Source organism: Microbulbifer variabilis ATCC 700307, assembly GCF_000380565.1.
In the GTDB taxonomy this organism is placed as follows: domain Bacteria; phylum Pseudomonadota; class Gammaproteobacteria; order Pseudomonadales; family Cellvibrionaceae; genus Microbulbifer; species Microbulbifer variabilis.
Window position 1 is genome coordinate 24,163 of sequence record NZ_AQYJ01000017.1, and the last position, 26,022, is coordinate 50,184.

General features: G+C 46.0%; 41 protein-coding genes. 4 read left to right on the top strand and 37 right to left on the bottom strand.

The window, feature by feature from the left end; translation table 11 throughout:
• Window positions 1-181 precede the first annotated feature (181 nt).
• Complete coding sequence (locus G367_RS25910) at window positions 182-337, top strand: hypothetical protein (RefSeq protein ID WP_020411261.1); 156 nt, start codon at window positions 182-184, stop codon at window positions 335-337.
• Complete coding sequence (locus tag G367_RS0101175) at window positions 334-1,440, top strand: hypothetical protein (RefSeq protein WP_020411262.1); 1,107 nt, start codon at window positions 334-336, stop codon at window positions 1,438-1,440. Before G367_RS25910 ends, G367_RS0101175 begins: the two co-directional genes overlap by 4 nt.
• Window positions 1,441-1,550: 110 nt before the next feature.
• On the opposite strand, the gene G367_RS26715 is transcribed toward G367_RS0101175, so the two are convergent.
• From G367_RS26715 to G367_RS0101225, 8 genes are all read right to left on the bottom strand, one after another.
• Window positions 1,551-2,021 carry a DUF4113 domain-containing protein gene (locus G367_RS26715; RefSeq protein ID WP_245556638.1) on the bottom strand — a complete coding sequence of 157 codons (471 nt, stop codon included), beginning with the start codon at window positions 2,019-2,021 and terminating at the stop codon, window positions 1,551-1,553.
• Window positions 1,915-2,226, bottom strand: coding sequence for a hypothetical protein (locus G367_RS26720; RefSeq protein WP_026304869.1), 312 nt, complete (start codon window positions 2,224-2,226; stop codon window positions 1,915-1,917). Before G367_RS26720 ends, G367_RS26715 begins: the two co-directional genes overlap by 107 nt.
• Before the next feature lie 733 nt (window positions 2,227-2,959).
• A complete protein-coding gene (locus tag G367_RS0101190; RefSeq protein WP_040627934.1) occupies window positions 2,960-3,358 on the bottom strand; it encodes a hypothetical protein in 399 nt (132 codons plus the stop codon).
• 142 nt (window positions 3,359-3,500) lie between these two features.
• Window positions 3,501-3,818, bottom strand: coding sequence for a hypothetical protein (locus tag G367_RS0101195; RefSeq protein ID WP_026304871.1), 318 nt, complete (start codon window positions 3,816-3,818; stop codon window positions 3,501-3,503).
• 63 nt (window positions 3,819-3,881) lie between these two features.
• A complete protein-coding gene (locus G367_RS0101200) occupies window positions 3,882-4,289 on the bottom strand; it encodes a DUF4279 domain-containing protein (RefSeq protein WP_020411266.1) in 408 nt (135 codons plus the stop codon).
• A gap of 630 nt (window positions 4,290-4,919) precedes the next feature.
• On the bottom strand, window positions 4,920-5,324 hold the full coding sequence (locus G367_RS0101210) for a hypothetical protein (RefSeq protein ID WP_020411268.1): 405 nt from the start codon (window positions 5,322-5,324) through the stop codon (window positions 4,920-4,922).
• An 83-nt stretch (window positions 5,325-5,407) separates the two neighbouring features.
• Window positions 5,408-5,908: a hypothetical protein gene (locus G367_RS0101215; protein ID WP_020411269.1), complete on the bottom strand. Its 501-nt coding sequence runs from the start codon at window positions 5,906-5,908 to the stop codon at window positions 5,408-5,410.
• Window positions 5,909-6,487: 579 nt separating this feature from the next.
• A complete protein-coding gene (locus G367_RS0101225; RefSeq protein WP_020411271.1) occupies window positions 6,488-6,994 on the bottom strand; it encodes a hypothetical protein in 507 nt (168 codons plus the stop codon).
• Window positions 6,995-7,268: 274 nt separating this feature from the next.
• Here G367_RS0101225 and G367_RS26405 point away from each other — a divergent pair, with 274 nt between their 5' ends.
• A complete protein-coding gene (locus G367_RS26405) occupies window positions 7,269-7,451 on the top strand; it encodes a hypothetical protein (RefSeq protein ID WP_169337089.1) in 183 nt (60 codons plus the stop codon).
• A 212-nt stretch (window positions 7,452-7,663) separates the two neighbouring features.
• On the opposite strand, the gene G367_RS0101235 is transcribed toward G367_RS26405, so the two are convergent.
• The 17 genes from G367_RS0101235 to G367_RS0101325 all read right to left on the bottom strand — a co-directional run bounded on the left by G367_RS0101235 (window position 7,664) and on the right by G367_RS0101325 (window position 16,894).
• Window positions 7,664-7,963, bottom strand: coding sequence for a hypothetical protein (locus G367_RS0101235; RefSeq protein ID WP_020411273.1), 300 nt, complete (start codon window positions 7,961-7,963; stop codon window positions 7,664-7,666).
• 419 nt (window positions 7,964-8,382) lie between these two features.
• Window positions 8,383-8,805: a Rap1a/Tai family immunity protein gene (locus G367_RS0101245; RefSeq protein WP_157533288.1), complete on the bottom strand. Its 423-nt coding sequence runs from the start codon at window positions 8,803-8,805 to the stop codon at window positions 8,383-8,385.
• 93 nt (window positions 8,806-8,898) lie between these two features.
• Window positions 8,899-9,171 (bottom strand): DUF7710 domain-containing protein, encoded by a 273-nt coding sequence (locus tag G367_RS0101250; protein ID WP_020411276.1) that lies wholly within the window; start codon window positions 9,169-9,171, stop codon window positions 8,899-8,901.
• A 164-nt stretch (window positions 9,172-9,335) separates the two neighbouring features.
• Window positions 9,336-9,635, bottom strand: a complete 300-nt coding sequence (locus tag G367_RS0101255) for a hypothetical protein (RefSeq protein ID WP_020411277.1) — start codon at window positions 9,633-9,635, stop codon at window positions 9,336-9,338.
• Window positions 9,636-9,860: 225 nt separating this feature from the next.
• Window positions 9,861-10,223: a hypothetical protein gene (locus tag G367_RS0101260; RefSeq protein WP_020411278.1), complete on the bottom strand. Its 363-nt coding sequence runs from the start codon at window positions 10,221-10,223 to the stop codon at window positions 9,861-9,863.
• A gap of 118 nt (window positions 10,224-10,341) precedes the next feature.
• Window positions 10,342-10,644, bottom strand: a complete 303-nt coding sequence (locus G367_RS25915; protein ID WP_157533289.1) for a hypothetical protein — start codon at window positions 10,642-10,644, stop codon at window positions 10,342-10,344.
• A 116-nt stretch (window positions 10,645-10,760) separates the two neighbouring features.
• Complete coding sequence (locus G367_RS0101270; protein WP_020411280.1) at window positions 10,761-11,009, bottom strand: DUF7336 domain-containing protein; 249 nt, start codon at window positions 11,007-11,009, stop codon at window positions 10,761-10,763.
• Window positions 11,010-11,321: 312 nt separating this feature from the next.
• Complete coding sequence (locus tag G367_RS26725) at window positions 11,322-11,486, bottom strand: hypothetical protein (protein ID WP_020411281.1); 165 nt, start codon at window positions 11,484-11,486, stop codon at window positions 11,322-11,324.
• A 296-nt stretch (window positions 11,487-11,782) separates the two neighbouring features.
• On the bottom strand, window positions 11,783-12,835 hold the full coding sequence (locus tag G367_RS0101285) for a hypothetical protein (RefSeq protein ID WP_211214861.1): 1,053 nt from the start codon (window positions 12,833-12,835) through the stop codon (window positions 11,783-11,785).
• The gene (locus tag G367_RS26565; RefSeq protein ID WP_020411284.1) at window positions 12,771-13,427 is read right to left on the bottom strand and encodes a hypothetical protein; all 657 of its coding nucleotides are present in this window, start codon (window positions 13,425-13,427) and stop codon (window positions 12,771-12,773) included. The genes G367_RS0101285 and G367_RS26565 overlap by 65 nt, the downstream gene beginning before the upstream one ends.
• Window positions 13,428-13,565: 138 nt before the next feature.
• Window positions 13,566-14,228 carry a hypothetical protein gene (locus tag G367_RS0101295; RefSeq protein WP_020411285.1) on the bottom strand — a complete coding sequence of 221 codons (663 nt, stop codon included), beginning with the start codon at window positions 14,226-14,228 and terminating at the stop codon, window positions 13,566-13,568.
• A 15-nt stretch (window positions 14,229-14,243) separates the two neighbouring features.
• Window positions 14,244-14,786, bottom strand: coding sequence for a hypothetical protein (locus G367_RS0101300; RefSeq protein ID WP_020411286.1), 543 nt, complete (start codon window positions 14,784-14,786; stop codon window positions 14,244-14,246).
• A 3-nt stretch (window positions 14,787-14,789) separates the two neighbouring features.
• A complete protein-coding gene (locus G367_RS0101305; protein WP_020411287.1) occupies window positions 14,790-15,056 on the bottom strand; it encodes a phage tail assembly protein T in 267 nt (88 codons plus the stop codon).
• On the bottom strand, window positions 15,056-15,481 hold the full coding sequence (locus G367_RS0101310; protein ID WP_020411288.1) for a phage minor tail protein domain-containing protein: 426 nt from the start codon (window positions 15,479-15,481) through the stop codon (window positions 15,056-15,058). The genes G367_RS0101305 and G367_RS0101310 overlap by 1 nt, the downstream gene beginning before the upstream one ends.
• Window positions 15,478-15,897, bottom strand: coding sequence for a phage tail tube protein (locus G367_RS24785; protein WP_020411289.1), 420 nt, complete (start codon window positions 15,895-15,897; stop codon window positions 15,478-15,480). The genes G367_RS0101310 and G367_RS24785 overlap by 4 nt, the downstream gene beginning before the upstream one ends.
• 26 nt (window positions 15,898-15,923) lie before the next feature.
• The gene (locus G367_RS0101320; protein WP_020411290.1) at window positions 15,924-16,331 is read right to left on the bottom strand and encodes a hypothetical protein; all 408 of its coding nucleotides are present in this window, start codon (window positions 16,329-16,331) and stop codon (window positions 15,924-15,926) included.
• Between the two features lie 128 nt (window positions 16,332-16,459).
• Window positions 16,460-16,894, bottom strand: coding sequence for a hypothetical protein (locus G367_RS0101325; RefSeq protein WP_020411291.1), 435 nt, complete (start codon window positions 16,892-16,894; stop codon window positions 16,460-16,462).
• A 348-nt stretch (window positions 16,895-17,242) separates the two neighbouring features.
• On the opposite strand from G367_RS0101325, the gene G367_RS25925 reads away from it, so the two are divergent.
• Window positions 17,243-17,425 carry a hypothetical protein gene (locus tag G367_RS25925; RefSeq protein ID WP_157533290.1) on the top strand — a complete coding sequence of 61 codons (183 nt, stop codon included), beginning with the start codon at window positions 17,243-17,245 and terminating at the stop codon, window positions 17,423-17,425.
• Between the two features lie 770 nt (window positions 17,426-18,195).
• On the opposite strand, the gene G367_RS0101340 is transcribed toward G367_RS25925, so the two are convergent.
• From G367_RS0101340 to G367_RS24800, 12 genes are all read right to left on the bottom strand, one after another.
• Window positions 18,196-18,600, bottom strand: a complete 405-nt coding sequence (locus tag G367_RS0101340; RefSeq protein ID WP_020411294.1) for a hypothetical protein — start codon at window positions 18,598-18,600, stop codon at window positions 18,196-18,198.
• A 541-nt stretch (window positions 18,601-19,141) separates the two neighbouring features.
• On the bottom strand, window positions 19,142-19,531 hold the full coding sequence (locus G367_RS0101345; RefSeq protein ID WP_020411295.1) for a hypothetical protein: 390 nt from the start codon (window positions 19,529-19,531) through the stop codon (window positions 19,142-19,144).
• Between the two features lie 73 nt (window positions 19,532-19,604).
• Window positions 19,605-19,943 carry a hypothetical protein gene (locus G367_RS0101350; protein WP_020411296.1) on the bottom strand — a complete coding sequence of 113 codons (339 nt, stop codon included), beginning with the start codon at window positions 19,941-19,943 and terminating at the stop codon, window positions 19,605-19,607.
• 309 nt (window positions 19,944-20,252) lie between these two features.
• Entirely contained in the window at window positions 20,253-20,546 is a 294-nt protein-coding gene (locus G367_RS0101355; RefSeq protein ID WP_020411297.1) for a head-tail joining protein, read from the bottom strand.
• Window positions 20,547-20,901: 355 nt separating this feature from the next.
• The gene (locus G367_RS0101365; protein ID WP_020411299.1) at window positions 20,902-21,672 is read right to left on the bottom strand and encodes an alpha/beta fold hydrolase; all 771 of its coding nucleotides are present in this window, start codon (window positions 21,670-21,672) and stop codon (window positions 20,902-20,904) included.
• 526 nt (window positions 21,673-22,198) lie between these two features.
• Entirely contained in the window at window positions 22,199-22,336 is a 138-nt protein-coding gene (locus G367_RS25930) for a hypothetical protein (protein WP_020411301.1), read from the bottom strand.
• A gap of 66 nt (window positions 22,337-22,402) precedes the next feature.
• Window positions 22,403-22,912 carry a tetratricopeptide repeat protein gene (locus G367_RS0101380; protein ID WP_157533291.1) on the bottom strand — a complete coding sequence of 170 codons (510 nt, stop codon included), beginning with the start codon at window positions 22,910-22,912 and terminating at the stop codon, window positions 22,403-22,405.
• Between the two features lie 381 nt (window positions 22,913-23,293).
• A complete protein-coding gene (locus G367_RS0101390; RefSeq protein ID WP_020411303.1) occupies window positions 23,294-23,494 on the bottom strand; it encodes a hypothetical protein in 201 nt (66 codons plus the stop codon).
• Window positions 23,495-23,501: 7 nt separating this feature from the next.
• Complete coding sequence (locus G367_RS0101395) at window positions 23,502-23,873, bottom strand: capsid cement protein (protein WP_020411304.1); 372 nt, start codon at window positions 23,871-23,873, stop codon at window positions 23,502-23,504.
• A 98-nt stretch (window positions 23,874-23,971) separates the two neighbouring features.
• Window positions 23,972-24,487 (bottom strand): phage major capsid protein, encoded by a 516-nt coding sequence (locus G367_RS24790; RefSeq protein ID WP_051089452.1) that lies wholly within the window; start codon window positions 24,485-24,487, stop codon window positions 23,972-23,974.
• Window positions 24,480-25,133, bottom strand: a complete 654-nt coding sequence (locus tag G367_RS24795; protein ID WP_051089453.1) for a phage major capsid protein — start codon at window positions 25,131-25,133, stop codon at window positions 24,480-24,482. Before G367_RS24795 ends, G367_RS24790 begins: the two co-directional genes overlap by 8 nt.
• A 15-nt stretch (window positions 25,134-25,148) precedes the next feature.
• Window positions 25,149-26,015 (bottom strand): head maturation protease, ClpP-related, encoded by an 867-nt coding sequence (locus G367_RS24800; protein WP_051089454.1) that lies wholly within the window; start codon window positions 26,013-26,015, stop codon window positions 25,149-25,151.
• Window positions 26,016-26,022 lie beyond the last annotated feature (7 nt).

Sequence of the window (26,022 nt, forward strand, 5' to 3'; positions counted from 1 at the left end):
GCCTATGCCACTTTCCTGTACACTTTCAACACCCAGACATGGTAATCCGCAACCAAACGTTTTGTTGAATCGGTCCTGCGCTTGTATCGTTCCCAAGCTAATTCTGGAGCAGTAACATGTTCTACCGCTATTCATAGTTTACAATTCCGCTAAGTGGCTACGCCGGCACAGAGGTTATTGAATGAAATACTGGTCGATGTATGGCTTGCGTAAGGCGGCATGGACAAACTTTTCCGAACTGACCGAGCCCCATATCGCTGAAATTATGCTGGGACACAAGCTGTCAGGTAAAATTAGATCCGCTGCTTATAAAAAAGGTATAAGGGATGTTGAATGAATAAAGTACACGTTACATTTTTAATTGGCCTTTTCACTTCAGGTGTGGCCGTTGCGGAAAGTTTTCATGAAGATGTTGGCATTGGGGTTACAAGCCCTCAAGCTACATTACACATTAAAGATTCAGGAACAACTAATCCAGCAATTCTTATTTCTGGTGCCAGCTCTGAAGAAGGTGATATAGCAGTTCTGAATAATGACACATTGCAAATTGGCAATTGGATAGATTCCACTGAAACTTATATTGAGTGGCTATCGATTGACACTTCAAATGTTAACCCCTCTGCCAATAATAACTATGCGGATGAAACCACAAAGACCAGAATGAAACTTATTGGCGACAACAGTCATTCAACCATATTTCATTATTCAGGCTATGACTCTGGCATATCTATAATAGAGAGAAAAAAGAACGAGGACAATTGTGAGTCTGATAAGGAGGAGGATAGGGAGAAATGTTATTACATCCCTTATCGAGAAGAACTTGCATTGAAAGCGCATTCTGACAGCGTTAGCGATGATAGTAATGGGGCCGGCGCTCACTTTTACGGAGATATGGATAGCCAGCATGCCGGTTGGATTGGTTTTTTTACAGGAGGCAAGACAAGGCTGAGTATAAATCAGCAAGGGCGAGTAGGTATAGGTTCTAAAAATCTCCTTGTGGATTATGAAAATCATTATAAAGGACGCTTTAATATCATTATTGATGATGAAAAAGAACAAGAAAAGGTAGAAGAAAATAAAGATGAGCCTGCACTTTATATCGAAAGAGATGATTCCACTAAAGGTTATATTGCATGGAAGCCTGAGAAAGATCTCACGATGGGAACATGGGAAGCTTCAGCCGAATCAGTAGATGCCGACCTAAGTATTGATGGTGATTTCAATGAAATCGTAAGAATTACGTCTACAGGAAATTTTTCGGTTCAAAATCCTATTAAAAATGATGATTCACCGGGGTATATACAATTAGATACTTCAGAAGGAACTCCTCCTGACTCTGATTGTAATAGCTCATCAGATGTAGGCCGCATGACAATGCACAAATATGATTCGTTGCTATATGTTTGCGCATCATCAGGCTGGAAAAGCTTGCCCCTCTAAGAAGTCAACAATTAAAGATTATTAGTTATACCTTTAAATCAGGTGAGCCATAAGCCTCACCTGATTTAGGCGTTACTTGCTAAAAGTTAAACTTCCACAGTCGCTTCAAGTCACCACCCTAGGGAAATCCCCCACCGAGTGGTATAGGCAGGCGATGTAAAGGCCTGCCGCATCTTCCATTTCTTCTGAATGCCTTCAGCCCCCAGGAATAGAGTCCCCCGTCCAAACTTGCGGTTGATGCTATCAATGGCTTGCATAGTCTCCCTAGCCCTTGCCGATTGGCCTGGTGTGAATAGATCACCTTGCCCTAGCGCGTGCGGGATAATCTCGACAAGCCCCGCTCCTGCATTCATAAAGCGGCACCCTGACCGGTACCGGCCAGCAACAGCCTTTCTCACCAGCCGCACGATTATTCGCGTATCGTCGGTAGGGTATGGTGTCCGCACAACTGTGCTGCGGCTGTAGTAGTTGGGCTCATGGGGCGAGGTATGCAGAAACACATGAATCGACTTTACGAGCGATTTCTGAGCCCGTAGCTTCTCCGCCGCCCTGCTTGCGTACAAGGTAGCAGCCTGCAGTATCGGCTGTAAGTCGGTGAGCTTTTCGCCAAAGGAGCGGGTGCAATAGATCTGTTTCTTCGCCGGGGGGCTCTTCCTCCAAGCCAAGGCAGGGAACCCCGTTCAACTCCTCAATCGTTCGCTCAATGTTCACATTGATATGGCGGCGCAATATTTTCGGATTGGCCTGTGCCAGGTCATAGGCTGTCTGTATGCCAAAATCCGCCAAGCGCTTGGATAGTCGCCACCCTATGCCCCAGACGTCATTAACGGCGGTACGGCGCTGAATCCATTACCACTTTTCTGGTGTATCCAGAGCGCAAACCCCATCACACTTGGGGATTTTCATTGCTGCTCTGTTGGCTAACAAAGTACCACTTCGTGCAGATTCCATTTCCTCCCTTTATTGCCAGACTTTATGCTCAACTTCCACTGGAGTTTCGACGGCATATCCATAGGGTTGTAGAGAGCAGCTATGGAAGACTCGGCGATAACATTCGCGGCACGAGCCGGAGCTGCAAAGCGGCGGAGGTCCAGCAAATACGCAGTATTTGCGGTCGTGCCCGCACTTATTATGTGTTATTACGATTAGCCTTAACTTTATACATGACAACATGAGTTAAGCTACGTACGAATACTACGATAGCAAAGACCAAGATTGAAATACCTAACGCAGCACTATCACCTACTATACCTGAATCATAAGCCGGATTACTTTCGCGCTCCGCCTGCAAGAAAAACATAAGCCACAATAAAAACTATACGGCAGCAGAATAGATCAGTAGTTTTTTACCCCAAGGCAATACTAACGGGGAAAATACTATCAACGATAGAAGGCCCAATACGAAAAGTGCCATAAAATCCTCTTACACATAACGTCGTGCCAACCGGCGAATTGTAGTTGCTTTTGATTTTTGCCATTTAAGTACAAATTAAAAGCAACGGAAATGGAGCAACCATAGTCACTTGTTAGATGACGCTTTCTGGAGAAGAACTTCATTGACTTTACACTCAGTTGCTGGCTGTATTTTGTTACAAGTTATTTGATATTTTTGCATAGGGCCACTATCAACAAGTGCGTATGACTCCCCTTTTGCTAAAAGAAACCATGTATCATCCTTTTTTGCACAAACAGACCATGGAAAGAAACTATGAGCCATAATCACAGAAGTGAAATTAAATCGCTGAAGCGGTGCTAGGTAAAATTCTCCTTGAGCATTTGTAGTTGTTTCGGCACTTTTACCCTCACAGTGATCCGAATCATTCCCTGATATGACATGAATTGGCAGATTATTTGCTGGTACTCCATTCTCCTTTACCTCTCCTGTCATTTCAGGGGTCAGATTACTGTAATGGGGCATTGGTACACATCCAGTCATGATTAATGCTAGAACTATGATTACACTCCGCACTTTAGTCACCTAACGCCCCGCGTAGGGGCAGACAAATAAGCACAGCGTTTTGGCTGTCCCAGCGATTAACGGGAGCGATTGCTGCGGCTTGTTATGTTTCATCGATGGGCTCTACTAGCCATCGGCCTTTATCTAAATATGCCACATAGCCGGGCCTCAGATCTTTAAATCCAGCTATCCATGGAAATTTCGTAAACAGGCACCCCATACACACAATCATTCCGTCAATTGCATCTTCGATGGTATTGCACATGAACTGCCAATCACCATCCTTCCAGTGGAGAGCCTCAAAAATGGGCTGCTCTCCGCTCATGACGAACTTGGTGGTAACTGCCCCTACATTGCCATCAAAATCGAATGGCGAGTCTTCTGTGCTGAAGGAATGCTTATGTGCTTCCACTTCTTTCATGACAAAACATAACGCCGTGCTAAGACGCGCGCGCATTTTGCGCGTCGGATCTTGAGCACATTGTTATGCATTTCCTTCATCATCAAAGTAGATATCCCATGAAACCCCTAGACCCAACCTCACTAGCTCTTTCATCATCTCTACGCTCAAAATTGGTCCGCCTTGACCCGTGGAATCCCAATAACAAAAGATATCAGTTAAACAGCCCTTTTCCCTAAGGCTAGATAGAATAGTGTCTTTATCGGACACTAATGACACTACAAATTCCAAATGTTCTACGTTATTTGTCGAGTCAATATCTTCTTTTGTAGTTCTGGACCAGAAATTTTGCTCTCTTCTCGACTTGTACTTTGAATTAGGATCTCTAGGTATCGAATCAGTTGAGCTTATTCCAAGCGCCGAACCAATATCATCAGGATGCATTACTTCTGAGAATATCCTTAATGTCGCGAATGTTTCAGTACAGGCCATTCTGTTTCTCTAGTTTTGCATAACGCCGCTATTTGCGGAAAATTTGGAGTGGTTCGCTTTGTGCTAGCGTAGCGTTAAACCATAAACAAAGCAATGCAGTGAAGGTCGGGTTGATGACCTTGTTAAATTAGAGAAGCCCACCAACCGAATATATCCCAACATGCTATAAGGATACCGGCCAAGCCCGTATATATTATGAAGTACAGAATGTATTTTGTGTTTACGAATTCGTTTCGATTATTTAAAACTTTAGGACGGAAGCTTTCGTCATAAAGCGCTCTAAAAGCGACAACTATTAGAAACATACACACGACCAAGAAAAAATGAAGCCCTAAAGGGAAGCTAACAAAGCGGTCTATGAGAATTGCCGGAACACCTAGCAAAATAGTGTATTTAAAATAGAGCCGAAGACTTGTTTGATTAATATTTGAAAAGATTAATCCGGTTCCAAAAGACGAGCTAGCTAGATCTAGGTAGCGATCTAAGTATTTACCTAATATCTTCATTTATTTCTTCTTAAAGTTAACCATGTAGCCATGAAACTAGGGATAAATTTAACGTCTTGGTATGCGGCAGACTGCGCGAAGCGTGGGTCGTCCGGTGGAAGCCACGCAGTGGCTGGAACGAACATCACCCACTTGTTATATTTCGTTGCTTCGAGCAATTTCGAACTTTGATACCGATCGTGGTGCCCGTGGCAACCGCCCCGATAGCGAAAATAATAGGAATGACAAAGGTAACCGGATCGAATGCTATTTCAAAATGACCCTTTATCATCAGGCTTAGAGGCGCATCGACACACCACATCGTAAAAGCGACCATAGAAGAATACACATATGGCTTTGCGGTTTCTCTATAGCCGACAAGCGCATATACCAGAATCCCCAATATAAAACTGAGGAGATAACTTAGTCCTATATATGTTCTGGCCGTATTTTCTAGATCATCAACAAATAACATAGCCAGCACAGTACTTGTCATAATCCACAACAAGTAAAATGATATCGCGTATTTTATTACTCGAACGTAATTCATGTTCAGAACCTGAAATATAACGTCTCAATAACCGGCACAGCTTTGCTGCGTCCGGCGCCGTATGCGCGAAGTTAATTGACTTGTTATGAGCATGAGCTAGCTCTTAACACCGGAGTCTCAATACGTAGCTTTTTTGCCGAATCATGTTCTAGTTCATATGGTGATTGTGGGTAAACCCATATAGGTTTGTCCCACACCCAGCAAGATGGTAATTCGACATACTCCCCTTTTGTATCAATGTTCAATAACTCTGCTTTAACTATCCAACAACGGCCAGCTGATCCATATGGGTAGTTAATAACCTTTCTAATCTTGAGTTGTGTTCCAGGCTCTAATACCCTCACCAATTCGTCGCCGCCATTACTTTCGCGATGATGGTCTTGGCTTTCTGCGCTAAGAAACAAATAAGACCATGTGAATTTCATGACGCGCTCCTTGTCGGAACCTTCGGTTCTGAGTAGCTCGCCAGCCTCTCGGAATTCATAACATTTTCCAATGAGGTCCCTTGCTAGATCAGTTTCAGAAACATCAATTGCAGCACATCCGGATAGCAAAATTATAAGTGTGAGAGTGATTGCCTTCATGGTGTGCTCATAACGCCCACGGCAGGGGCGGATTACCTTATGCGCGATTTACGCGAAAATGGGAGCGAAGCGACCCGCGTAAAACGTGCATAAGGTAAGCCGTCCCGCAGAGGCCCTAAGGGCCGGAGCATCACTGTCCGAGATTGTTATGTGCGCCCAACGCTCGAAAGAGGACTAAGAGCTGAAGGACTGCAATTCCCACAAACACGAAACTCCAGAAATAGTAACTTGACTGAATCAACTCAGCCCCAATTGATATTTTCTTCTCAGCTTCCGCAAGCGATTTAAATTTCTCTGCAATCTGCGCGTTTGTGTATTTCCCCGACTGAATTTCGGATGCCCAAGTAACGTACGAGTTCTGAATCTCACCATTAGCTGAAAATGCATTCCAATTTTCAGAGCTTTTGATACATAGAAAAAGAACTAAGATTAGCGGTAGAAGTACCACTGCTACAATTATCGATTTTTCTCGCTTCATGGCTCTATCACATAACGCCCAAAGCAGTGGGCGCTTAAGCGGTCCGACTGCCTTTGCTTGTTGACCCTTTCATCCTTCAATGCACTTTCATAAGCTGAAACTCAGATCTGCTTTTCTAAATTCGCCATATAATGTTTTTGAAACTCATCTATCCCGCTAATCCAGGCGTGAATTCTTAGAGGTGCTTTGGCTGTAGCCTTAATAGTAAACCACATCGATACCGGTGAATACGTTATCTCTTCTATTTCGCTCCACTTATATTCTCTGAGCCCTCGCCATCCTGATGTTCCTGCAATGCCACCGGCTTTCAGGGTGATCTTTACCGTAAAAAATTCAATATAAAAATAAGCTGTAAAGATAAAAGCTGCCGAGAATAGCCAAATAACTACTCGCGCATCTGACTCTGTCTTTATTGGAACGAAGATAAGAGTAAGAAATAAACCACCTATAGATATAATGGAAAGGGCGAGACCGGCACCTCTAATTGAATTCGCATACGTAAGAAAAACATCCCCATTCTCCATAGAGATTGGCTTGGCATTCTTTGAGGCTCCAAGCATCAGCACAAGTACAAAACCAGCAATTGCTGAAATCAACACATAATTCACTCAATACCCCTCTGGATTAACGCTTTGCTAAGGGGCGTTTTTAGTTGTTTTGATTTGTGCTATTTAAGCACAAATTGAAGCAACTAAAAATACGTCCCACTTGCGCAACTTGTTACGCGTTCGGACATTTAACACCGCTACAAAACTCTTGCACACCGGATGAAAGACTGCTTACGCCACATTGTTCTTGAAGCCGATTTTCCATTTCAATAATAAATGGATAAATTGTGTCTATTGCTTCCTGCGGTGGGTAACAGTTTAAACAACCGTACCCATGCCTGAATTCTACCTCACCATTGTACGATTCGACGAAATAAAAGTCGTTTTCAATGCCTTTGTAAGTGTACCAGTAGCGATGAATTACATTCGCCTTCTCAATGCCATGGAGAGTCAATGGTCTTCCTCCGCTCTCTGTGACGTACTCTATTTCTGTGAGGCCTTCAATGGACTTGGCTGAAGTGATGACGCACTCACTGGCAGGCACAGGTTCGAAGTAGGCGACCCTGGTGACACCTCGTATAGTGTCACATCCTATGGCAAAGACAGCCGAAATTAAGATCACTACAAGCTTCATTGCAATAGTTCGCATAACGCCCCGCACGGGAGCAGACAAATAAGCGCAGCGTTTTGGCTGTCCCAGCGACCAACGGGAGCGATTGCTGCGGCTTGTTAACTGCGATCATCCTCAGATGCAACCGCATTGAATATTTTGGCTAGCTCAGAACAGACGGACATAGGTACTCCCGTAGTTAGCAATGCTCCTTCTTGGAAACAGATATTGCCAGCTTTCTCACCACCCTCGCAGTAGAATGCCACCCCTACACCAGAAAATATTACTTCTTCATGAGTAAATGGATTGACTCCCTTTCTATCCGGGGCTTGCTCAAGAAGTTCATGTTTAGAAATAACCTCGCTCCACAGATCAAGATCGATTCCTTCAGTATCTTTGACAATCTTGCCGAAGTCCATCAACTCTCCTTAGCAGTTAACGCTGCCCACAAAGGCGGGCGCTTTTCAGCGCGTCCTTTTGCTGGGCCTGGTTATGTGCTTGACTTTCCATTGGAACTACCTATTTTCAGTTTATAGCATTGACGCTAAAGATCTTTGCATCGGTCTGGCGTTATCTATTTTGATTCCGGGTTTGATACTTTCTTTTTTTTCCAAATATTCCTACCCAGAATAGGCCCTCGAAAGTTACCCCGAGAATGACAAAGAATATGCCTCCTACGGGAACACCGAAGACATAGCAAGCTACTGCTGTAAAGAAGCAAGCGACAATGAGTACTACCCTAAATATCACGTTCATTGAATATTTCTCTTTCTAATTTTTTAGGAGCACATAACGCTCGCAATAACCGGCCGGAGCTGCACAGCAGCGGAGGTCTGAGTTAATTGCCTTGTTCTGTGCTACTTGCACATGGGTACTTAGTGTAAAAAGCTTTTCGGACTAAATCAGCAACACCTGCGACACCACTTTCACGATACTTAGTAACAGTTTCAGGATTATTGTTGATGTATTCGACAACCACACTAACCATCTCTTTATTTGAAATATCTTGCTCAGGAAGACAAGTCAGAGGATTGTCAGAGTTACCATTAAAAAAATCTACTCCTTCCACGATGCCTGAGATAAAGCCGAAACAAAATCCTACACCAATCAAATCTGCCTCATTTGGAACCCTAGACTTCAATAAATAAATCGAGCTGTAAGCCTTACATCCGTTGACTAAAGTATCGAAGTTACCAGCAGCAATTGAGCTATGAGACATTAAAACAAGTACCAAAGCTAAAAATACATTCTTAAATCTCATATCAGAACTCTCAATTGCACAGAACGCCTGGCGCAACGGCGAAGCACATAGTGCTGAGTCCGGCAGCCAAAAGCTGCGTATTTCCGCCACTTGTTATGAGTTTTTGCCATTTTCATAGTGATAATGCTCTTGAGAAGCTGATGTAAAGCTGGCAATGAATTTTGATGATGACTGATGTTCTTTTTTAGGCTCAAAATACTGGTTTTCAATTGCCCAGTCATATGCTGATTGATTAAGCGGATAAAGCGTAAGCATTCCTGTTAATTCATTTTCTGATATCCATTGCTCTGCTTTGGGGAGATCACTAAATACAGCCGAAGTGTACCTCGCAGACTCTCCATGAAATACGTATATCTTATCTTTCATCCGAATACTCATTTTTACACATAACGCCCGCAACAGGGGCGACCAATGCTATGCACATTTTGTGCGAAACTGGGAGCGCAGCGATCCGCACAAAATGTGCATAGCGTTAGGCGTCCCGCGGGGGCCCGAAGGGCCGGAGCATCCTGCTTGCGTTTGTTATGCATTTAGCACGCCACTTCACGAATCTCTTCAATTGCAGGTAACCCAGAAAAAATGCCGACTAGCCCAGACACATAGGTAGTCTTACCAATACACCCTTCCATCTCTGAGTGAACGCTGCCATTTCTAATTGCTGTGTCGGAGAATAATAGTAAACTCAATATGTTAGCTGGAGGCTGTGTCTGTAAATTAATATGATCTTTTGACGGGATTAATACTAAAACATTGCCTCTAGGCGGTTTGTACATATAACCGACAACTTGAACATGCTTGCCATAGTAATTTTCAAACATACCGACAACCATAGGCACATCTCCTCGCATAAACCCGCCGAACGGCTTATTACTACAAGCGGTCAGCCCCAAGAGAACTAGTAGTAGTATTGATTTAGTATTTCTCATGAATTCATAACGCCACCGGCAGGGGCAGCTTACCTTGTGCGCGTTTTGCGCGAAAATGGGAGCGAAGCGACCTGTGCAAAAGGTGCACAAAGCAAGCAGGCCCGGAGCAAATTGCCCGGCCTTGTTATGCTAGCGAACCTCGAAAATATAAAGTTTCTTGGGCTTACCTTCCATAGGGACCCAAACCTCTTTGACTCCTTTAAAGTCCAAGACTAAATCTGCTTCTTCCAATATGCTTTGGCCTTGAATGAGCCCATCCCAGTAAACTCCACCACAGGTCCAGTAAAATGATGCTTCTTTTTCAGGGATATTTACTACTAATTCGCCACTTTCCGGCCTGGTGATACTTAATTCGTGTTCTTTGAATGCAGCCGCGGAAATGAAATTCTTTCCTTCAATACTCATAATTTTAGGGAGTTCTATTTCCCTCACCTCTTGGGACGCACAACCGCCAATGGTAATCAAAATTATTGCGAGAAATATACGATTCATTTCATTCCTACTTGAGCATAACGCCTTACTCAGTCGCCACCGGAATGGAGCCGCTTTGTGCTAGCGTAGCGTACAGCACAAAGGGAGCGTAGTATAGGTGGTCGGATGCAGTAACTTGTTATGTGTTTTTCTCGTCACTATTTTCGTAATACGACACAGACACTTTTACTGCTTTTGTATACGCTTCAAAATTATCGAAAAGCACATAGCTTCTAACTTGCGCCCATTTAGCTGCGCCAACATGACCAGCATCCCAACCTGACTCACCACATCCAACTGGAACCTCACCAACAATAAATAGTTTTCCACCTTGATATTCAAAGCGTGGATTATCCAAATCATGTCTGCATTCCGAGTCGGTCAAACACATTGAAATACATTTACCAGAAAAGTCTGGAATATCTTCTTTATCTATACTCATTATTACTTCCCTACTTTACACATAACGCCGCCAACACGGGCCGAAATGGAGCAGCGAAGCTGCGGAATGTAGGTCCAGCCAGCTTTGCTGGCGTCCGTGCTTGGCTTTGTTAAGCATTAGACTGTAACGTACCCCTCGGACCAATGATCTTTGCCTATCTCATATTCATCAATATAAAACCCACTTTCCTCATCGTCCTCAAGAGGATCAATTAGCTTTGGGCAACCAGAGAACCCTGGTTGAGAAGCTAACCTTTCAATGGCGCCTAGGGCATCCTCTTTACTTGCGTAGAGACCAATGACTTTTACACAGTCATTATCTTCTGCGATGACGTGTAAATGCTGTAGTAAAAATGCAGATTTCATATTGTGCTTAACAGTTTATTAATGAGCCAGTGGCTCACTATCCATTTGGCCACTATTTCTGGGAGGGAGCCTCCAAGCTCCGCAGAAAAGCCTTTATTTACAGCAGGTTATAAACTATTGCCTAAATAACAACCAGAGATAGTGAGCCATCGGCTCAAGTCGTCTGGTTCGACCTCCCGCTCTTGAACACATTTTACCCATAATTAAATCAATAAGTTAGGGGGACTTTCTGTAGATGTAAGCCATGGCTCTATAATTCGAGCTTTCGCACCGGCAATACGCCCACTTCAATACTGAAAACCACAGCCAGTATCACCCACTAGGAATCGCCATCGCCGCAATAGAACTATGCACAGCTAAGCGGTTGGCCACCTCAACAATACAACTCGCTACTAAATCAGCAGCGTGATCAGCAACGTTTACCGGCTGACCTGCATCGGTCTGCAGTGTCTTGGTAGTGACATAAACACTGGACATTAGATCGCCGGCACCATCAGTTTGTACTGTATTCTGGTTGTCGATTACGGCAATAGAGCATTTAAGTACCGCAGCAGCCTGAGCTTCGTTGTTGGTAGGCTCCGTGGTCTGGGTTACCGTTGCGCGTAAATAGTGCCGGCACTGTGGCCTTCGTCGATGGTGTAGGCGAACTGCCAGGCCTCCAGGCCTGGCACTGTTATCGGGGAAAAGCTGGGCATTGAGGGTTCCTTTGCTTAATCAGATTTATGTACGCCGTTGTGAGTGATTATGCGGTGTAATGGATTTTCGCCAGCAGCTTAGCTCTTGCCACCTACAGAGACCTTGTACACAGTACGCAGGCCGGCACATTCGACCCGCTCGACGGTTTCCCACGTCAAAGGCTCATCTTCATGCAGTACACCCAGCTCAACCCCCTGACAGTTTTGAGCCTCGTACACTTGGCCAGTACGATCAGTAACGGGGGTTTCACGGCTGCAAATTACCTGGGCACCGCTTTCTGTGGTGAGCAATACACGGGGTATTTCTGGCTCTGTATCTACTGCGCCAATAATGGAGCTTCGGTGGGTGTCCTCGTCGCCTGTATCCCAGCAGTCGATCAAGGCTCCGCTTTCGCAGTTTTCCGCAAGTAAACCTTCGCGCAGCCAACTGCCTGCGGCAACACACCAAGGATCTCTAGGGACCGTAGTGCCACCACCATTGCTCGGGGTTTTAATGGTGCCAACACCTCGGCGCCAAGTGTTACCGGCCAGCTGGTAAATGTTGGTAGTTGCGTAATAGGTCACCGCACCGCCCTGAGTACCTGGATCATCGCAGTATACGTAGTACGTAGTGTTGAAGGACAACCCAGTAATGCTGCCACTGTTGTAATTAACAATGCCGAAACCAAACTGCACCGAATGCGCGGCAATCGTGATTTTTGCGGTACTGCCATCATCTGAGCCGGACAGCGCGGAACTGGTAGGCAGGCTAGCAATACCAGCTTGAATCATCGGTAAATTGCGCTGGTCCTGCACTTCCACCACATCGATTTTTACATAATCGATTAAGGTAACGCCCGTTTTAGTCGGATAATTACAATAAAAAATCTGGGTAATAAACCGTACTTTGTTCTGCAGCTTGGCCGGGTTGCCAATATGGTTTGCCCCTCTGGCGCCACTGTATTCAGCATTGCCACTAGCGTTGCCTTTGACATAGGCCACCAGCATCTGCCAACTCTGCCCCACTATGTTTAAGTTGGACGCAAGGATGTAATGCTGACTGCTAAATGTCTCGGCACCGCTAGCATTACAAATGCTTGCCAGCACCATCATAACCAGCCAAACCTGCATACATGGTGCGATCCGCATCACCGGAAACCCCGCCGGGCGCTTTCAGCGATGACAACATGCCGGCAATCTGCACCCCTTGAGTGATAGCGCCGGCGATCATTGGAATATTTTGCGGATAACCGATCTCAGAAGCCTTGGCAATATTCTTTACTAGCGAAACCCCAGTAGAGAAAACAGCCATAGCCATTTCAGCTTTTGCCGCTTTTTGGTTGTAGGCAGCGGCTGCAGACAAGATCTGCCCGGCACCGGCAGTAAACATTTTCAGCTTGCTTTTGTTGGAAGCCTGTTCGAGCTTTTCGCGCTGCTTTCGGTGTTTGTTTTCTAAAAGGGTGAGTTTGCATTCATATTCATCATGAGCGAATATTTTGCTGGCATAGGCCTGATCCAGCAGAGCCATTTCATCATCCTGCTGCACCTGCAGTTGTTCCATCTCGGTGAGCCAGGAAAGCTGCAGGGTTTCCAAACGGGCCACCATACGCTGGCGCTCAGCTTCGGTAAGGCCATCGGCGCCGGCTTGATTATCATCGCCTTCACCACTCTCCGAGCGCGCCTGCTCTTCGGCCAGAGCCATTTGATAGCGTGCTTTCTCGCGCTCGGCATACTCAGCCCGCAACGCCTCAGTAGATTCAAAACCTCGCTTTCTAAGCTCCTGTTAAGAAATTTGTAACGCAGCTATTTGTTGCAGTCGCTGCTCATGATCCAGTTGAATCTTGCCACTCTGGTCGGCGAGAAATTGATCCAGCTGACTCAACTACAGAGAGCTCGCATCCTGCTGACACTTCAACTCAGCCGCCGCGCGGTCCCGCTCTGCCTGATCCCTGGCCGTCGCTGCTGCTTCTGCCGCTTTTTTCTGTTCCTCTCGCCGCGCCATTGCCGCTTTCAGGTCTGCGGCTTTGAGTGCCTGCAGCTGTGCGCGGTATTTTTCGACCCAATAACTCTGTTGCTCAATTTGTGCCGCTACACCTTGAGCAATCGCTTTCTCCAGTAGCTTCTGATGCGCGACATACTTATCTTGCAGCTCGAAATATTTATCTGCGCTCTTCTCGGCTTCCGTTGGCATCAACACGGTGCGCCACCAGCTCACAGTGTCGGCGACAAAACCCACACTCTTGGAGGCCTCTTCAGTCCTGCCCATTGCCTCAAGAAACTCTTGCCAGTTCTGGCTTAGAGTATCGACCTGCCCGGCGAGTCCGCCCGCCTCACCAGAGCCAGCCCCGCCTACCTGTTGCGCCAGCTTGGCCAGGATGAAGCGCTGTGCTTCGGCAACTTGGCCGCTCGCCTGCATGGTCCTGATCTGTTCTTTTTCTGTCTCGGTAAACGAGACACCAGATCGTTTCAGTGCTGTTAGACCGCTTGCTGGATCTTCCAGCGCCTTACCAAGTTGCAGCGCTGCACTTTTGGCATCGCCACCCATTACTGCTGCCAGGTCTTACGATAGCACAATGGCTTGGTCGAACACGTCGGTTTGCACTGACTTAAAGGTAAGCAGCACACCCTGCGCATCGCGGATACCGGCAACGCTGGCCAGGGTATTGCGAGCCACTGAGCCCGCCTGCTCATCCAACTCCTGCGCGGTGCGTCCACTGGCGTTACCTGTGGCCCTTAACAGCGCCTCAATCTTGAGCTGTTGCCGCTCCATCGCTTCGGCAGCGCGAATGCTCTTGTAGAAAACAGCGGTAACACCGGCCACCCCTTCACCAAGCAGTGCCCAGCTGGCCGCACCAGTGGTCAGCAGACCATTGAGCGCACCGACTCGACCGGAAACCCCACTTAAGGGGCCATCAATCGCGGCGACGCCCTGAGCAGCACCGCGCATCGAGCGACCAAACATATCACCAGCGGCACTGGTGGACTTTATCTCGCAGGTGAGCTGCTTATTGCGTGCGGCGGCCTGGGCCATCTCCCGCTTATATTGAGTGGAGCGCAGCTCCAGGTTTGCCACCATGGTGGCCATGGAAGTTTGTTTTGCCATTGCTCAGCTCATGGAGCTCCAGATTGCGATTTGTTGCTGCACGGTTTTTGGCTTGTGCGGCTGAGGTAGGAAGTTAGAGACTTTGCCCCCCAGTGTGCCGGCGGCAATATGGGCGAGTTGCCACTGCCGGACTTCGGTGTTTAAGGGACGCTCAGAATGATATTCATACCAGTGATCCAACTCGGTAGAACTCATGGAGCGCAACATATTGAAATAGTCGGGACGGTTAAAATCCCGCGCGAGCTGCCGGGCGAAATAGAAACCCGGCACTAGCCTTTTTTTTCGTTGTCCTCGCTCTCTGGTTCGCCGCTCTCTCTTTCAGTGGATGCTTCTACATAGAGACCAGATAACTTGGCCGCAGGTACATAAAGCACATCAATTAGCTTAGGGGTAACGCTGCGGATCAATCCCTGATGAATATCTTCCAGTGATTCCTGACAATCCGGCTTCATCCAAATCGCATAGGCAACCAGTAGCAATTTCTTGCTCACCTCTCCCAGCTGGAAAGCCCAAAGCTGACCGAAGTTTTCCAGTTCAGTTTCCGGCAGCTCTTCATTCTGTGGCAGTGGAATATCTTCGGTGGTCTTTTGCAGGTATTCACAGCGGTGGTAAGCGCTCAGCTCAAACAGCTCTACTTTCTGCTGGCCAAATAAAACAGTTTCGGATTCTAAAATAGGCGCAGGAATAGAATTCATGATCGACCACCTGCCATTACCGAAGGCTTGCCGGAAATCTTGAACTTCACGGTGCGGGTAATCTTGTCATCCTTGGGCACCGCCTTACCCCAGCCGGTAATGTGGGCGGTGAATTCCACCGTTGTACCTTCGGGATACTCGATTTTGTAATGTTTATTGGTATCGGAGTCGTAATCAGCACGCAGGGCCTGCTGGCCACTATCACTCTCTTTCCAGATCAAGGTAATGGAGACCTCACCGGCATCACGTAAGCCAAAAGGGTCGTAATCCATATACCCGCTGGTACCATCAATCGGGGTCATCTCAACAGAACCGCGCGACTCCTCGCCGGGGTCGATATCCAACATGCCCGCCACTGGCGTATAGGAGTTGCCATCATCGCTGCGGGAAAATTTTGTTTTATAACCTTGTGCCATCGTTGTGCCTTCTGTGGGTTGCTCAATTAAAGGTCTGTGGGTTCGGTGGAATACTGGGCGCTATAGGTAAGCCGCACTTCGCCCAGTGGGTGATCCTGGTCCAGCGCAAACTGGGTTTGACTGAGTAGGAATAAGTCACAGCTGCCACCCAGAGAGGCATCCTGCAGGGCACCCTCAATATCTACAGCTGCCTGATCCAGTGCGACATAAATGTCTCCGCTGCTCCTCACCACAGCGGCAATAGTGAGATCTAATTGCCGACTGGTGCCGCCGTCCATTTGGTGGTCGATCGGTTCATTCGCAAAGCTCACAATAATCGCCGGTAACTTTTCCGGGCAGATACTCTCTGTGGTACCGGCCGGGGGGAAGTTGTAGCAGGATAGAGTTTTTAGCTTACTTAGTACCGCATCGCGGATGGTGATGCGTTGGGTCATTGGGATGGCTCCAGGAATTTCGGGCATAAAAAAACCCGCTGGTGCGGGTTTGAAAAAACTACTGTAGTTTTAACTAGCTATCTTTTTGATATCGACGATTCAAATATCTATGTAAAAAAAATTAAAATTTACTCTTTCACACAACCGTTAAGACTCGCATTCTCTACCTTTTCGCCTTTCTTACCATCAGTAATATCGTAGATGGAGACGAGGCAAAAATGACGAACTGGAAATATATCCGCTTCATAGTGTTTATTACTCTCTAGGCTCATAGCCTCAGTGCCTCTACAGATTGTTCTACCTGATTTATTCACATGAAGCACAATACTTTTGTTAGCTTGAACATATACATTTTCGCTATCCAAATAGCTTTCAGCCCTTACAGTTCTAAAGTTGACAGCACAACCTTTCTCGTTTAGCTCACCTAGCTTGTATAAAGTATTGTCATCTTTTGGCAATTTCAATTTAGTCAAATTACTATTTTGAGGTGGCTTATACGTTACAAGGACAGAATTACAACCCACAACGGAGAGTGAAATTATAATAAGGAAAAATTTTTTCATATCTACAGAAAGTTACCACTTTTAAAACTTGAACACAAAACGCCCGCCGCAAAGGCGAGCAACTTGTTGCGAGTCGAGCACACATAAGGAAGCTTCTTTATAACATTTTAAGAGGAGCACATAAAACACAATTTATAGTCACGTGTTAAATGCCGACGAGCCACCGTGCCCCGACCTCAAAAGCCCCGAAAGTTACTATCCAATATGAAGATACAAACGAGACCAATACTACCGTCAATGCCACCTTAATCTGGCTATACTTCCAGCGCTCTCGGACGCCGAAGAAGATTAATATACCTAAGGTAACAAGCATCATTGGCTCGTAGAAATACCTAATCGGAGCGTTGAATGGATAAAGAAATAACCCATAGATTAACCGACCCAGGCCTGGCGGAAATATTGCCACTAAACTTAGCAGCATACAAAGCATGTGCTTTTTTGGGGATTTTCGATACACAAAGCCGGAAACCAAGAAAAATACGAATAGAGGTATTAGGAATAGATCAACCCAATACACATATTGAAAAATAATCCCTTTCTGAACAGCTAATTCTATAGTACTTAAATATAGCCTTGACGAAGTGATAATAAAAATGACTGCTACACCAAGGGAGGACCAACCCAAATACTTGTGAATCAGGGAACTTCCTCTATTTATCAAATATGACTGAATACATAGCAGTGAAATCCAAAGAAATGCAACCAGTCCATGAATATGGTGCAAAGACGATAACGTCTCGTAAGCCATAAAATGGCTTGGAGCAAACCCAAGAACAATTACAGTAGATAGGATACAAACCCAAGCAAAGAGAACTTTAGAATTCAAGTATTTGCCCTCATGATACTTATCGCACAAAGCAAGCGAGCATTTATGCGTCGATTTTCCTTTGCTTGTTATGTGAGCTTTTCGAGAGGAAACTAAATATTAATACTGAACCCATATAATTGACTATGCTAGCCAATATGATACCAATTTCACCATCTACTTTATCAGAACAATTCTCGAAGCAGCCATTATATGCAAATGAGAACAATGCAGAACAGGCAGCAACTGTGACACCCAAATAAATACCGACGAAGAAGCGCGCCAGTTTAGATACTGCTGATAGCCCCTCCAATCTTATAGGAGCTAGAAATGCGGATAACAGCAGCGCTACCAAAGAAGGGTAAAATAGATACGAAATTATACTGTCTAGAAATTCTATGCTCATTTGGCCCTAACTCTCATATAACGCCTCAATAATGGGCCTGAGCACGCAGTGCGGAGATCCAGCCCCAACGGGGTGACATTGATTGATTTGTTAGGGTCTTTCTGGGAGTAGGTACATTTCACGAACAAGGACCTCCGTTGCTTGAGCTGTTGTATACGGCGAACTCTCGCACCTTACTACGCCCTCAATTCTTGGGGCACCAGCCATTGTTACAAATGGCAGAAAGAATGTTTCCGCATCCGTGACCATGTAATGATGCTCGCCATCCTGATAAATCATTTTCTCAAACTTGCCGCCACAGAGCCCCGCTGCTTTGGACTCCCAGTCTAGCTTTACCTTTTTAGAGTTTTCAAAGACTCTGCCAGCTGCGACTTCCCTAACATAGAACAACCCATCATCGATTCTGATGTGATGATTATTGTGGCCATCAAACTCATTTGTGCTCGCACACCCTGAAAGCAGAAGAATTATGACGATAGTACTTGCTCGAATCATTGTGAACCTTAACGCCGCCGGCAGGGGCAGCTTACCTTGTGCACGTGTTGCACGAAAATGGGAGCATAGCGACCCGCGCACCACGTGCACAAGGTAAGCTGCCCCGCGGAGGGCCGAAGGCCCGAAGCATCTTGCCCGGCATTGTTATACGTTGGGCCTGATACTCAGACTAAAAATCGTATCAACCTCTTCTCTAAACTCCGGAATTCCAAAATAGACAACTACGACTATTAGGGATACCGAAATGAACGCGCCAAGCAAAGAAAACCAATAGTAGCGAAGGAATGGTTTTCCTTTCTCTGTTAAAAAATTACCTGAAAATAGAAACAATCCAGCTGCTCGGATGAACCAACTATTACTACATTCTTCATTCAGTAAACGAAACAAAATCACAAAGTTGGAGATGAGACACACCAGAAATGCGCTGCTTAAAATTGTCAATAGTACGTTTGTAATCATACTCTACGTATAACGCTCGCATTTGTGGCTGGTTTGGAGCGCAGCGGAAAACCAGTCCGACAACATGCACTTGTTAGGTGATTCACTCAAGTGTAAGGTCATTTGATTTACCGAAAGCACCACATAGACAACATCCTTCCGGATACCAAAATACTTGCAAGAATGGAATATGCCCTTCAATCTTTTTTAGCTCGAAAGTAGAAACATACTCAGTACCTTTTTCTTTTAAATGAACTCTTTTTGAATATTCACCGAATCTGTGCTCAGAATTAGCCGGATAGTACTCTACAGTTGCTTCAGCTCCGTAATTTAAACCCTCAGCACTCATAGAAATAGTCGTCTGAAACGTATTCGATGCAACTTTTTCTACCTTGATGAGCTTATCAAACTCAGGCCCCATTTTAGGGGCACTACAGGCGAACGCCAAACTAGAAGCAAATAGAAATACAAGACTGATAAGAACTTGATTCATAGTTATTCACCTAACGCACAAAGTAGGACGTCCCGCGGAGGCCCGAAGGGCCGTAGCAAACTACCTGTGATTGTTATGCAGTGGCAGCACTGAGCAGGAGATAGAACAGGGTATCTACCGCTACTACTACAAGCAAAACCAGTAAGCCATAAAGTGCCGACTGCTTCCATGAAAGCTCGAACTGAAGCCGCAACATGAGTGTTGGCACGATAAAGTACAGCGCTACCAGGGCGACCAGAAATTGCTGATTAATTCCAGCTATGCCCGTACCAATTGTTGCCAGAAAAATCAGCAATTCAGGAACAAGAACAAAGGCAATAGAGGTAAACCCATCTAAGCCACGATCTTTACCCCGCTCAAATAACTTCAATAGGCCGAAAACAATACCGCTGGCCAATAATGCTTGAATCATTTTTTTCCTCGATTACTGATTTTACTGCATAACAGTTAATTCAAAAGAAGCTTCTTTATATCACCCTGCTATATAATTCTTGGCCCCACCTTCCTGAAAAACGAAATAAAGCCTATTAAATCAATAGGTTAGCTTAAATTGGCACAAGTTTACAAAAATAGATATAAAGCAGCGTCTTTATATCTCTGTATTTTCGCTGCTTTATATCACTTTGGGAACCCTATATATTTCAATTAGTTACCCATTTTCACCCAGAAATAGAAGAAGCTGCTGCTGATCTTTGTCACCAAATGCATAAGTGTGTATTTTTCAACCGTCCACCTGCACCCTCCGCACGATGCCATCATCTTCCAGCAGCTTACGCACCTTGTGTTCCACACTGTTAAAGCTGATTAAGGCATCCGGGCTGTGAGACCCAACCTCACTAATCAGCAGGCTGAACTCATCACGCGGCGTTCGCACCCGATCATCAGCAAAGTCATCAATACTCTTATCGGGTATCACGCGGCACTCTATAGGCTCAGCGCCGCTACCATCGTCATAGGTAGCGGGCTTACCCCATTTACGAAACGCCCGCTCTGCGGCTCTTTGGTCCAGGTCCATAAATCACCTAGGCCTTCACTGTGCCAGGTGCTTCGGTGAACTTCACCGCTAAGCTAGTAGTTCCATTTCTGGCTGGCTCTGCGACAGGGGGTAATCGAGTAGAGTTCACTGTAAATAGAATTTGTCGCACTTATCAAGCTCCTCCTCAAGATTCAGAATACGTTCCTGCTTTATCGTAAGCTCATAGGCAAAAGCATTAGCATTTATGTAAGCTGATATAGAAATGAGAAAGAATATGAAGAGTACCCGCATTTTAAATATCCTTGATGCCTAACACCGTGAAATACGGCGGACTAAGCGTGGCGTGCGCCGTCCGGTAGCGCGCTGTAGAGATGGAACGAGCATCATCAACTTGTTAATTTTTGTGCAGAGACAAAAATTGTTTCAGAATCATACCTACCAATTCTGGTGACTCCTGATGAGAAGCGTGCTCCGTAAATGGAATATTGGCAAAACTGGCATCAGGTATTTTTGCCTTCAGCGCAACAGCCTCATCTAATGAGAAAAGGAAATCATTGTCACCTCGAATAATTAAGGTCGGACACTTTATTCTTTCGACCAGGCCCCATGGATAACCGGCCCCTGTAGTATCAAGCCACACTTTTTTTACTGATTCTACAAGGCTCTTGAAATCCGGGTTGGGATTGGAAGCATTATAGGACTCCACATCTACAGGAAAGCTTTCACTCCAAAACTCAGCAGTCAGGCCACCCAGGGCCTCGATAGATGGGTCATTAGCCTCCAATCGCCATTGCGAACCAAGTGTGACTAAGCAAACAACATTTTTTGATTGTTGCGCCGCCAACCGGTAGCCCACAATTCCGCCATCACTAAAACCAAATATTGAATACCGTTTAACGCCTAAATGAGAAAGCACTTCTTGGATATCTCTTTCATATTGAGCATAACTCAACGAGGGCCCTGCTAATGGTGACCTTCCATGACCACGAAGATCGATACTAATCAAATGAAAGTCCGGAGCAATATATTCATGCAAAGGAGCTAGGTCTTTCCCCGAACCTAAGCCTCCATGCAACATTAGTAGCGGCTCACCATTTGGATTACCAGATAGTTCGTAAAAAATTGGTGATCCACAGATTTCTATGTAACCACTTTTTTCAATCATCAAAACTCTCCAACTATATATCAATCTTTGACCTGCTAAGCCCTCTTAGCAACCAATGGCCGATGAAATGCAAAATACTTTTGCCTGCCTCTCGACCGATTATTAAATAGAACTTCCTCCATAATCTGGGAGGCTTCAGTTTCTCTTTCAATTATTTCACCAATACACTCCACTCTTCATTCTTGGGTTTATAACATTCCCACACGAACATAAAATCAAATCTGTCACCGTACCTAAGCAATCTTGCAGGAATTCCTTTAAGGTGCCTATGAATTTCTACTGCTACCGTTTTGGCCCACTCTTGTTCTTTCACTTTCTCTCCTGTGACTTAACAGTGAGTTCAAGAGAAATTTCTTTATATCACCCTGTTTTATATCAGTTTGGGGCCCTATAAATATCAATAGATCACTGATTTTCACCGATAAGAAGAAGTGCCTTTTGATCTTTGTTATTAAAAGCACGACTGTATATTTTTTACTCCACGCCAGTCTCCCTTAATATCCCCAAAACCAAAGATCTCTGGGTTTCAACTATCCACCTGTACCCGCCATATAACTCCATCATCCGGCAACCGCTTGCGCACTGTATAATCCACACCACCAAGGGTAATTAGAGTTGTAGCCACCACTTCATTTACCAGTAGACCCAACTCGATGCGCTGCAAACAAGAGATTTTCCGCCGCCTCCATCACTACTGGAAGTTGACCTCCCCCATCAATGGTTGCAAAACCTACTTATTATTACCCTGGGTATTCATTATTGCTTCAAACAGCTTTACTCTTCTTTGCCACTGAAGACTATTCACACCAAGACTCTTAGCATACATATCTTTTGCCTTTAGATGGAACCCCATCGCTTCATCCATTTTGTTTTTGCGTGCAAGCATACGAGCAATTCCTGCTAAGTCAGCAGCTATAAACGAAAGTCGCGCATCTTCAATTTTTAATTTTCTCTCTAAGGAACTCCTATACAACAATTCCGAACGCTCATAATTCTCCAACAATTCCTCAGTTCTTGCCAGGTTACTTTCTATTAAAACTATATCACCATCATCCGATTGCTCTTTCGTACTCAAAATTTCGTAGGCTTGAGTTAATAAAACTCTGGCTTCATCAGACTTATTATTTAGATTCTTTGCGGACGCCAAATTATTCATCTGTATAACAAGCCAATCAGGACTAACTGACGAGCCCTCCCACATTTCATTTAATACTTTTTGATGGTAGTTTTCAGCCAGCACGAATTCCCCATGATTTTGGTGCTTTGCAGCAACTTTAATTGTATTTAGATATGCTCTTTGGGAAGGAACCTGGGAACAACCAACCATTAATACTGATACAATCAGGAAAACCTGAAAAATTTCATGAGGAGCACCTAAATTTTATATTGATTTGTTTTTCTAGATTTTCTCCTGAATTAATCAGAATAAAAAAGCTTTATTATTTGACCCATTAAGTTAAATAAAAAAATTGGTTGATGAGCAGTTTAAATTCTTTCCTTTATACACTTTATGTGACTATGTCGATTTATACAATTATTTAACCTACCACCTGCACCCGCCTCACAATCCCATCATCCTCCAATAAAGTACTCACCTGGTACTCTTTACCAGCGTGGTAAATCAGATCCCCCACGCTATGGGTCCCAACCTCACCGACCAGTAACGGGGTATCCGCACACGTCCCTCATCCTCGAACTCGTCAATCTCCCGCTCAAAAATCACCTTGCAATCAATAGGTTCAGCACCGCTACCGTCTGTATAGGTAGCGGGCTTACCCCATTTACGAAATGCGCGCTCTGTGGCTCTTTGGTCCAGGTCCATAAATCACCTAGACCTTCACGGTGCCCGGCACCCCGGTAAACTTGACTGCTAGGCTGGTAACGCCATCACCGGCAGACTCTGCGGCAAAGGCGGTGGGGCCGGTGATATCGCCGGTTGCGGCTGTTGCGGCGCTGTTATTAAAGGCTGCTACGGATACATCCCAGGTGAGGGTTTCCCCCTGCCTGATCTCTGCGGCGGATACCTTGGGCACTATAAAAACGCCTTCAATAGCGATCTCACCAGATGCGCCCACGGCGATATCATCCATCGCCACACCCAGTACTGCGCCTACTGCTAGCACCCGGCCAGAGGTAATTACCGCGCTAGTGCTATTGGTGTAATCCAGCATGCGCCCGTCTTGTACAAAATTAGTAGCCATTCTCTTTCTCTCAATTGAGTAAATTACTGAAAGCAAAAAGGCCGCTATGTGCAGCCCTTTTCGGATTTTTTAAGGTTTGGTTCGGTTTGAGCTGGGTATTAGTTCTTGGGTGTTTTCACCATGCCTTTTGCGTCCCAAGCTTTGGCTGCGGCATCGAGGCGTACTTTGAACTCCACCCCGTCGGTACTCCAGCCGTTTTGCTGTTCCAGCACTGGAGCTTGCTGGCCGTCCAGGTAAAGCACTTCGATAGTGTCTTGCGCTACCGGATCGGCATTGAGGTACCAACCATTGTGTCCGCTAAGGCGACCATCGGAGATCACACTGGCAATATTGCGCACGCTGTTGGGCACAGTGTTGGACTTCTCAGCAGCACCCACTTCAAACCCTGACTCTAGGGCAACCTTTGCAGCACCCTCGTCGGCGATATCACACAATAGGAATTTGGGGCGAATATTCAGGAAGGCGGTGCCGTCCTTCTGCTTGCCCATCAAAACTCGTGCGGCGTCGATGCTGGCGGTGTTGATACCAGACTTGGTGGCGAGGTTGCCATGATCGGCATGGAACAGGGCTTTGCCATCGGCCATTTGTGGGTTGTTGAGCAGGATACTAAACACCAGGTCTCCAACGGTGCGTACGGCGGCGAGGCCCAATTTTTTGTGGGATTCGGGTGAAGGCTCCGAGGTCGTCATTAATAATTGCTTGACAGTTAATGGAGAACATTTCCCCGTAGGTGGCCAGTGCGGCTGTTTCGGCACGCTCTCCGATACTCACATATTTAAATTCTGCCCCGGGGGCCACTTGACGTAGAGAGGGGAAGGTACCGAGGTCGGTGCGGGTCGCTATCTTAAAGTCACTCAAGTTGCCGGTGGCGGTAAACTGCGGAAAGACTTCTGTCGCTTCCGAATACCCTTTCAGCATGGATTTATTGGCAATATTGCCGAGGACAGTCGCGAAGTCACCAGAGCTATGGGTAAACGCTGCGGCGACTACACCCATTTTATCCAGGCCCGCTAAATTCTGGCCGTGGGCATGCATTAACATGCGGACAATTTCCAGCATGGTATAGCCTGCCAGGCTGTTACCTTCGGTGCGCTTTTCGCCGAGGGCGCGCATGGCAATGGCATTTTCTGCATTGGCTTTAATGCGTTTAATACCCTCACCTTCCTGCACGACCACACTGTAGCTTTGTTCTGGGGTTGGGGTTTGATTACCCAGGGCTGTAAGCAGCTTGTCTTTGGCGCCCTGCACTGAGCAGTCCATATCATCCAGGCAGGATTACATTAGGGTGCTGTGTGCTTCGAAGCCCTTAAAAACGGCTTTGATATCGTCTTTGCGTTTTTTCTCATCGGTTACAAATTGTGCTCTGGCATCGGCGGCAATCTGGGCTTTCATTTCCGGGGTGACCTCGATCGCAGCGGTTGCAGCTGGCGTGGTGGAGGTGGTTGTGGTCATGGCTTGCGTCTCCTTGGTTTTGGGTGGGTTGTCTGCAACCGCAGGCGGGAATCTAAATTCAGTGGGCCCCTGAATAACCAATGCACTATTAGCTTGCGGGGTATGTTTGAATTGGTTTAAGTGATCAGCACTGAAGCTTGCAGCCATCTCCACTGCTTCTGTGGTATCGGTAGCAAAGCCGGCTTCCACTGCCTCTGCGCCGGTATACCAGGTCTCGTCATCCATCACTTGGCTGATTTCCTCATCGGACATGCCGGTGCGCGAGGAGTACAGACTTTTCATGGTGGTTTTGACTTTGGCCAACAGGCTCTTGGTTTTTTCCAGGGCACGCTCGCCACCACGAACACCCGCACTGGGGTTGTGCACCATGTAATAGGCGTTCTCGGCAATATGGACGGTATCCCCGGCCAGAGCGATCACACTGCCCATACTGGCTGCAATGCCTTCAATCCAGGTTTCCACCTCGGCTTTGTGATCTTTCAGCAGGTTGTATATGGCGGTACCGTCGAACACATCCCCACCGGGGCAGTTAATGTGCAGATTGATCTTGCTGACATCCCCGAGTGCTTTGAGATCTCGGGCAAAATCTTTTGTGGTCAACTCCCAGTAGCCGATGGAGTCGTACAGATAGATATCGGCTTCCGTGTTATTTGCGGCAGCGGTAATGCTGTACCAAGATTTTTTGGGCATCGCTGCC

What these genes read in the sequence shown, in the direction of transcription:
- G367_RS25910 (WP_020411261.1), top strand. Translation starts at nt 182, where the DNA reads ATGAAATACTGGTCGATGTATGGCTTGCGTAAGGCGGCATGGACAAAC.
- G367_RS0101175 (WP_020411262.1), top strand. Translation starts at nt 334, where the DNA reads ATGAATAAAGTACACGTTACATTTTTAATTGGCCTTTTCACTTCAGGT.
- G367_RS0101190 (WP_040627934.1), bottom strand. Translation starts at nt 3,358, where the DNA reads ATGCCCCATTACAGTAATCTGACCCCTGAAATGACAGGAGAGGTAAAG.
- G367_RS0101195 (WP_026304871.1), bottom strand. Translation starts at nt 3,818, where the DNA reads ATGAAAGAAGTGGAAGCACATAAGCATTCCTTCAGCACAGAAGACTCG.
- G367_RS0101200 (WP_020411266.1), bottom strand. Translation starts at nt 4,289, where the DNA reads ATGGCCTGTACTGAAACATTCGCGACATTAAGGATATTCTCAGAAGTA.
- G367_RS0101210 (WP_020411268.1), bottom strand. Translation starts at nt 5,324, where the DNA reads ATGAATTACGTTCGAGTAATAAAATACGCGATATCATTTTACTTGTTG.
- G367_RS0101215 (WP_020411269.1), bottom strand. Translation starts at nt 5,908, where the DNA reads ATGAAGGCAATCACTCTCACACTTATAATTTTGCTATCCGGATGTGCT.
- G367_RS26405 (WP_169337089.1), top strand. Translation starts at nt 7,269, where the DNA reads ATGCCTGAATTCTACCTCACCATTGTACGATTCGACGAAATAAAAGTC.
- G367_RS0101235 (WP_020411273.1), bottom strand. Translation starts at nt 7,963, where the DNA reads ATGGACTTCGGCAAGATTGTCAAAGATACTGAAGGAATCGATCTTGAT.
- G367_RS0101245 (WP_157533288.1), bottom strand. Translation starts at nt 8,805, where the DNA reads ATGAGATTTAAGAATGTATTTTTAGCTTTGGTACTTGTTTTAATGTCT.
- G367_RS0101250 (WP_020411276.1), bottom strand. Translation starts at nt 9,171, where the DNA reads ATGAAAGATAAGATATACGTATTTCATGGAGAGTCTGCGAGGTACACT.
- G367_RS0101255 (WP_020411277.1), bottom strand. Translation starts at nt 9,635, where the DNA reads ATGGTTGTCGGTATGTTTGAAAATTACTATGGCAAGCATGTTCAAGTT.
- G367_RS0101260 (WP_020411278.1), bottom strand. Translation starts at nt 10,223, where the DNA reads ATGAATCGTATATTTCTCGCAATAATTTTGATTACCATTGGCGGTTGT.
- G367_RS25915 (WP_157533289.1), bottom strand. Translation starts at nt 10,644, where the DNA reads ATGAGTATAGATAAAGAAGATATTCCAGACTTTTCTGGTAAATGTATT.
- G367_RS0101270 (WP_020411280.1), bottom strand. Translation starts at nt 11,009, where the DNA reads ATGAAATCTGCATTTTTACTACAGCATTTACACGTCATCGCAGAAGAT.
- G367_RS26725 (WP_020411281.1), bottom strand. Translation starts at nt 11,486, where the DNA reads ATGTCCAGTGTTTATGTCACTACCAAGACACTGCAGACCGATGCAGGT.
- G367_RS0101295 (WP_020411285.1), bottom strand. Translation starts at nt 14,228, where the DNA reads ATGGGTGGCGATGCCAAAAGTGCAGCGCTGCAACTTGGTAAGGCGCTG.
- G367_RS0101300 (WP_020411286.1), bottom strand. Translation starts at nt 14,786, where the DNA reads ATGGCAAAACAAACTTCCATGGCCACCATGGTGGCAAACCTGGAGCTG.
- G367_RS0101310 (WP_020411288.1), bottom strand. Translation starts at nt 15,481, where the DNA reads ATGAATTCTATTCCTGCGCCTATTTTAGAATCCGAAACTGTTTTATTT.
- G367_RS24785 (WP_020411289.1), bottom strand. Translation starts at nt 15,897, where the DNA reads ATGGCACAAGGTTATAAAACAAAATTTTCCCGCAGCGATGATGGCAAC.
- G367_RS0101320 (WP_020411290.1), bottom strand. Translation starts at nt 16,331, where the DNA reads ATGACCCAACGCATCACCATCCGCGATGCGGTACTAAGTAAGCTAAAA.
- G367_RS0101325 (WP_020411291.1), bottom strand. Translation starts at nt 16,894, where the DNA reads ATGAAAAAATTTTTCCTTATTATAATTTCACTCTCCGTTGTGGGTTGT.
- G367_RS25925 (WP_157533290.1), top strand. Translation starts at nt 17,243, where the DNA reads ATGGATAAAGAAATAACCCATAGATTAACCGACCCAGGCCTGGCGGAA.
- G367_RS0101340 (WP_020411294.1), bottom strand. Translation starts at nt 18,600, where the DNA reads ATGATTCGAGCAAGTACTATCGTCATAATTCTTCTGCTTTCAGGGTGT.
- G367_RS0101345 (WP_020411295.1), bottom strand. Translation starts at nt 19,531, where the DNA reads ATGAATCAAGTTCTTATCAGTCTTGTATTTCTATTTGCTTCTAGTTTG.
- G367_RS0101350 (WP_020411296.1), bottom strand. Translation starts at nt 19,943, where the DNA reads ATGATTCAAGCATTATTGGCCAGCGGTATTGTTTTCGGCCTATTGAAG.
- G367_RS0101355 (WP_020411297.1), bottom strand. Translation starts at nt 20,546, where the DNA reads ATGGACCTGGACCAAAGAGCCGCAGAGCGGGCGTTTCGTAAATGGGGT.
- G367_RS0101365 (WP_020411299.1), bottom strand. Translation starts at nt 21,672, where the DNA reads ATGATTGAAAAAAGTGGTTACATAGAAATCTGTGGATCACCAATTTTT.
- G367_RS0101390 (WP_020411303.1), bottom strand. Translation starts at nt 23,494, where the DNA reads ATGGACCTGGACCAAAGAGCCACAGAGCGCGCATTTCGTAAATGGGGT.
- G367_RS0101395 (WP_020411304.1), bottom strand. Translation starts at nt 23,873, where the DNA reads ATGGCTACTAATTTTGTACAAGACGGGCGCATGCTGGATTACACCAAT.
- G367_RS24795 (WP_051089453.1), bottom strand. Translation starts at nt 25,133, where the DNA reads ATGGACTGCTCAGTGCAGGGCGCCAAAGACAAGCTGCTTACAGCCCTG.
- G367_RS24800 (WP_051089454.1), bottom strand. Translation starts at nt 26,015, where the DNA reads ATGCCCAAAAAATCTTGGTACAGCATTACCGCTGCCGCAAATAACACG.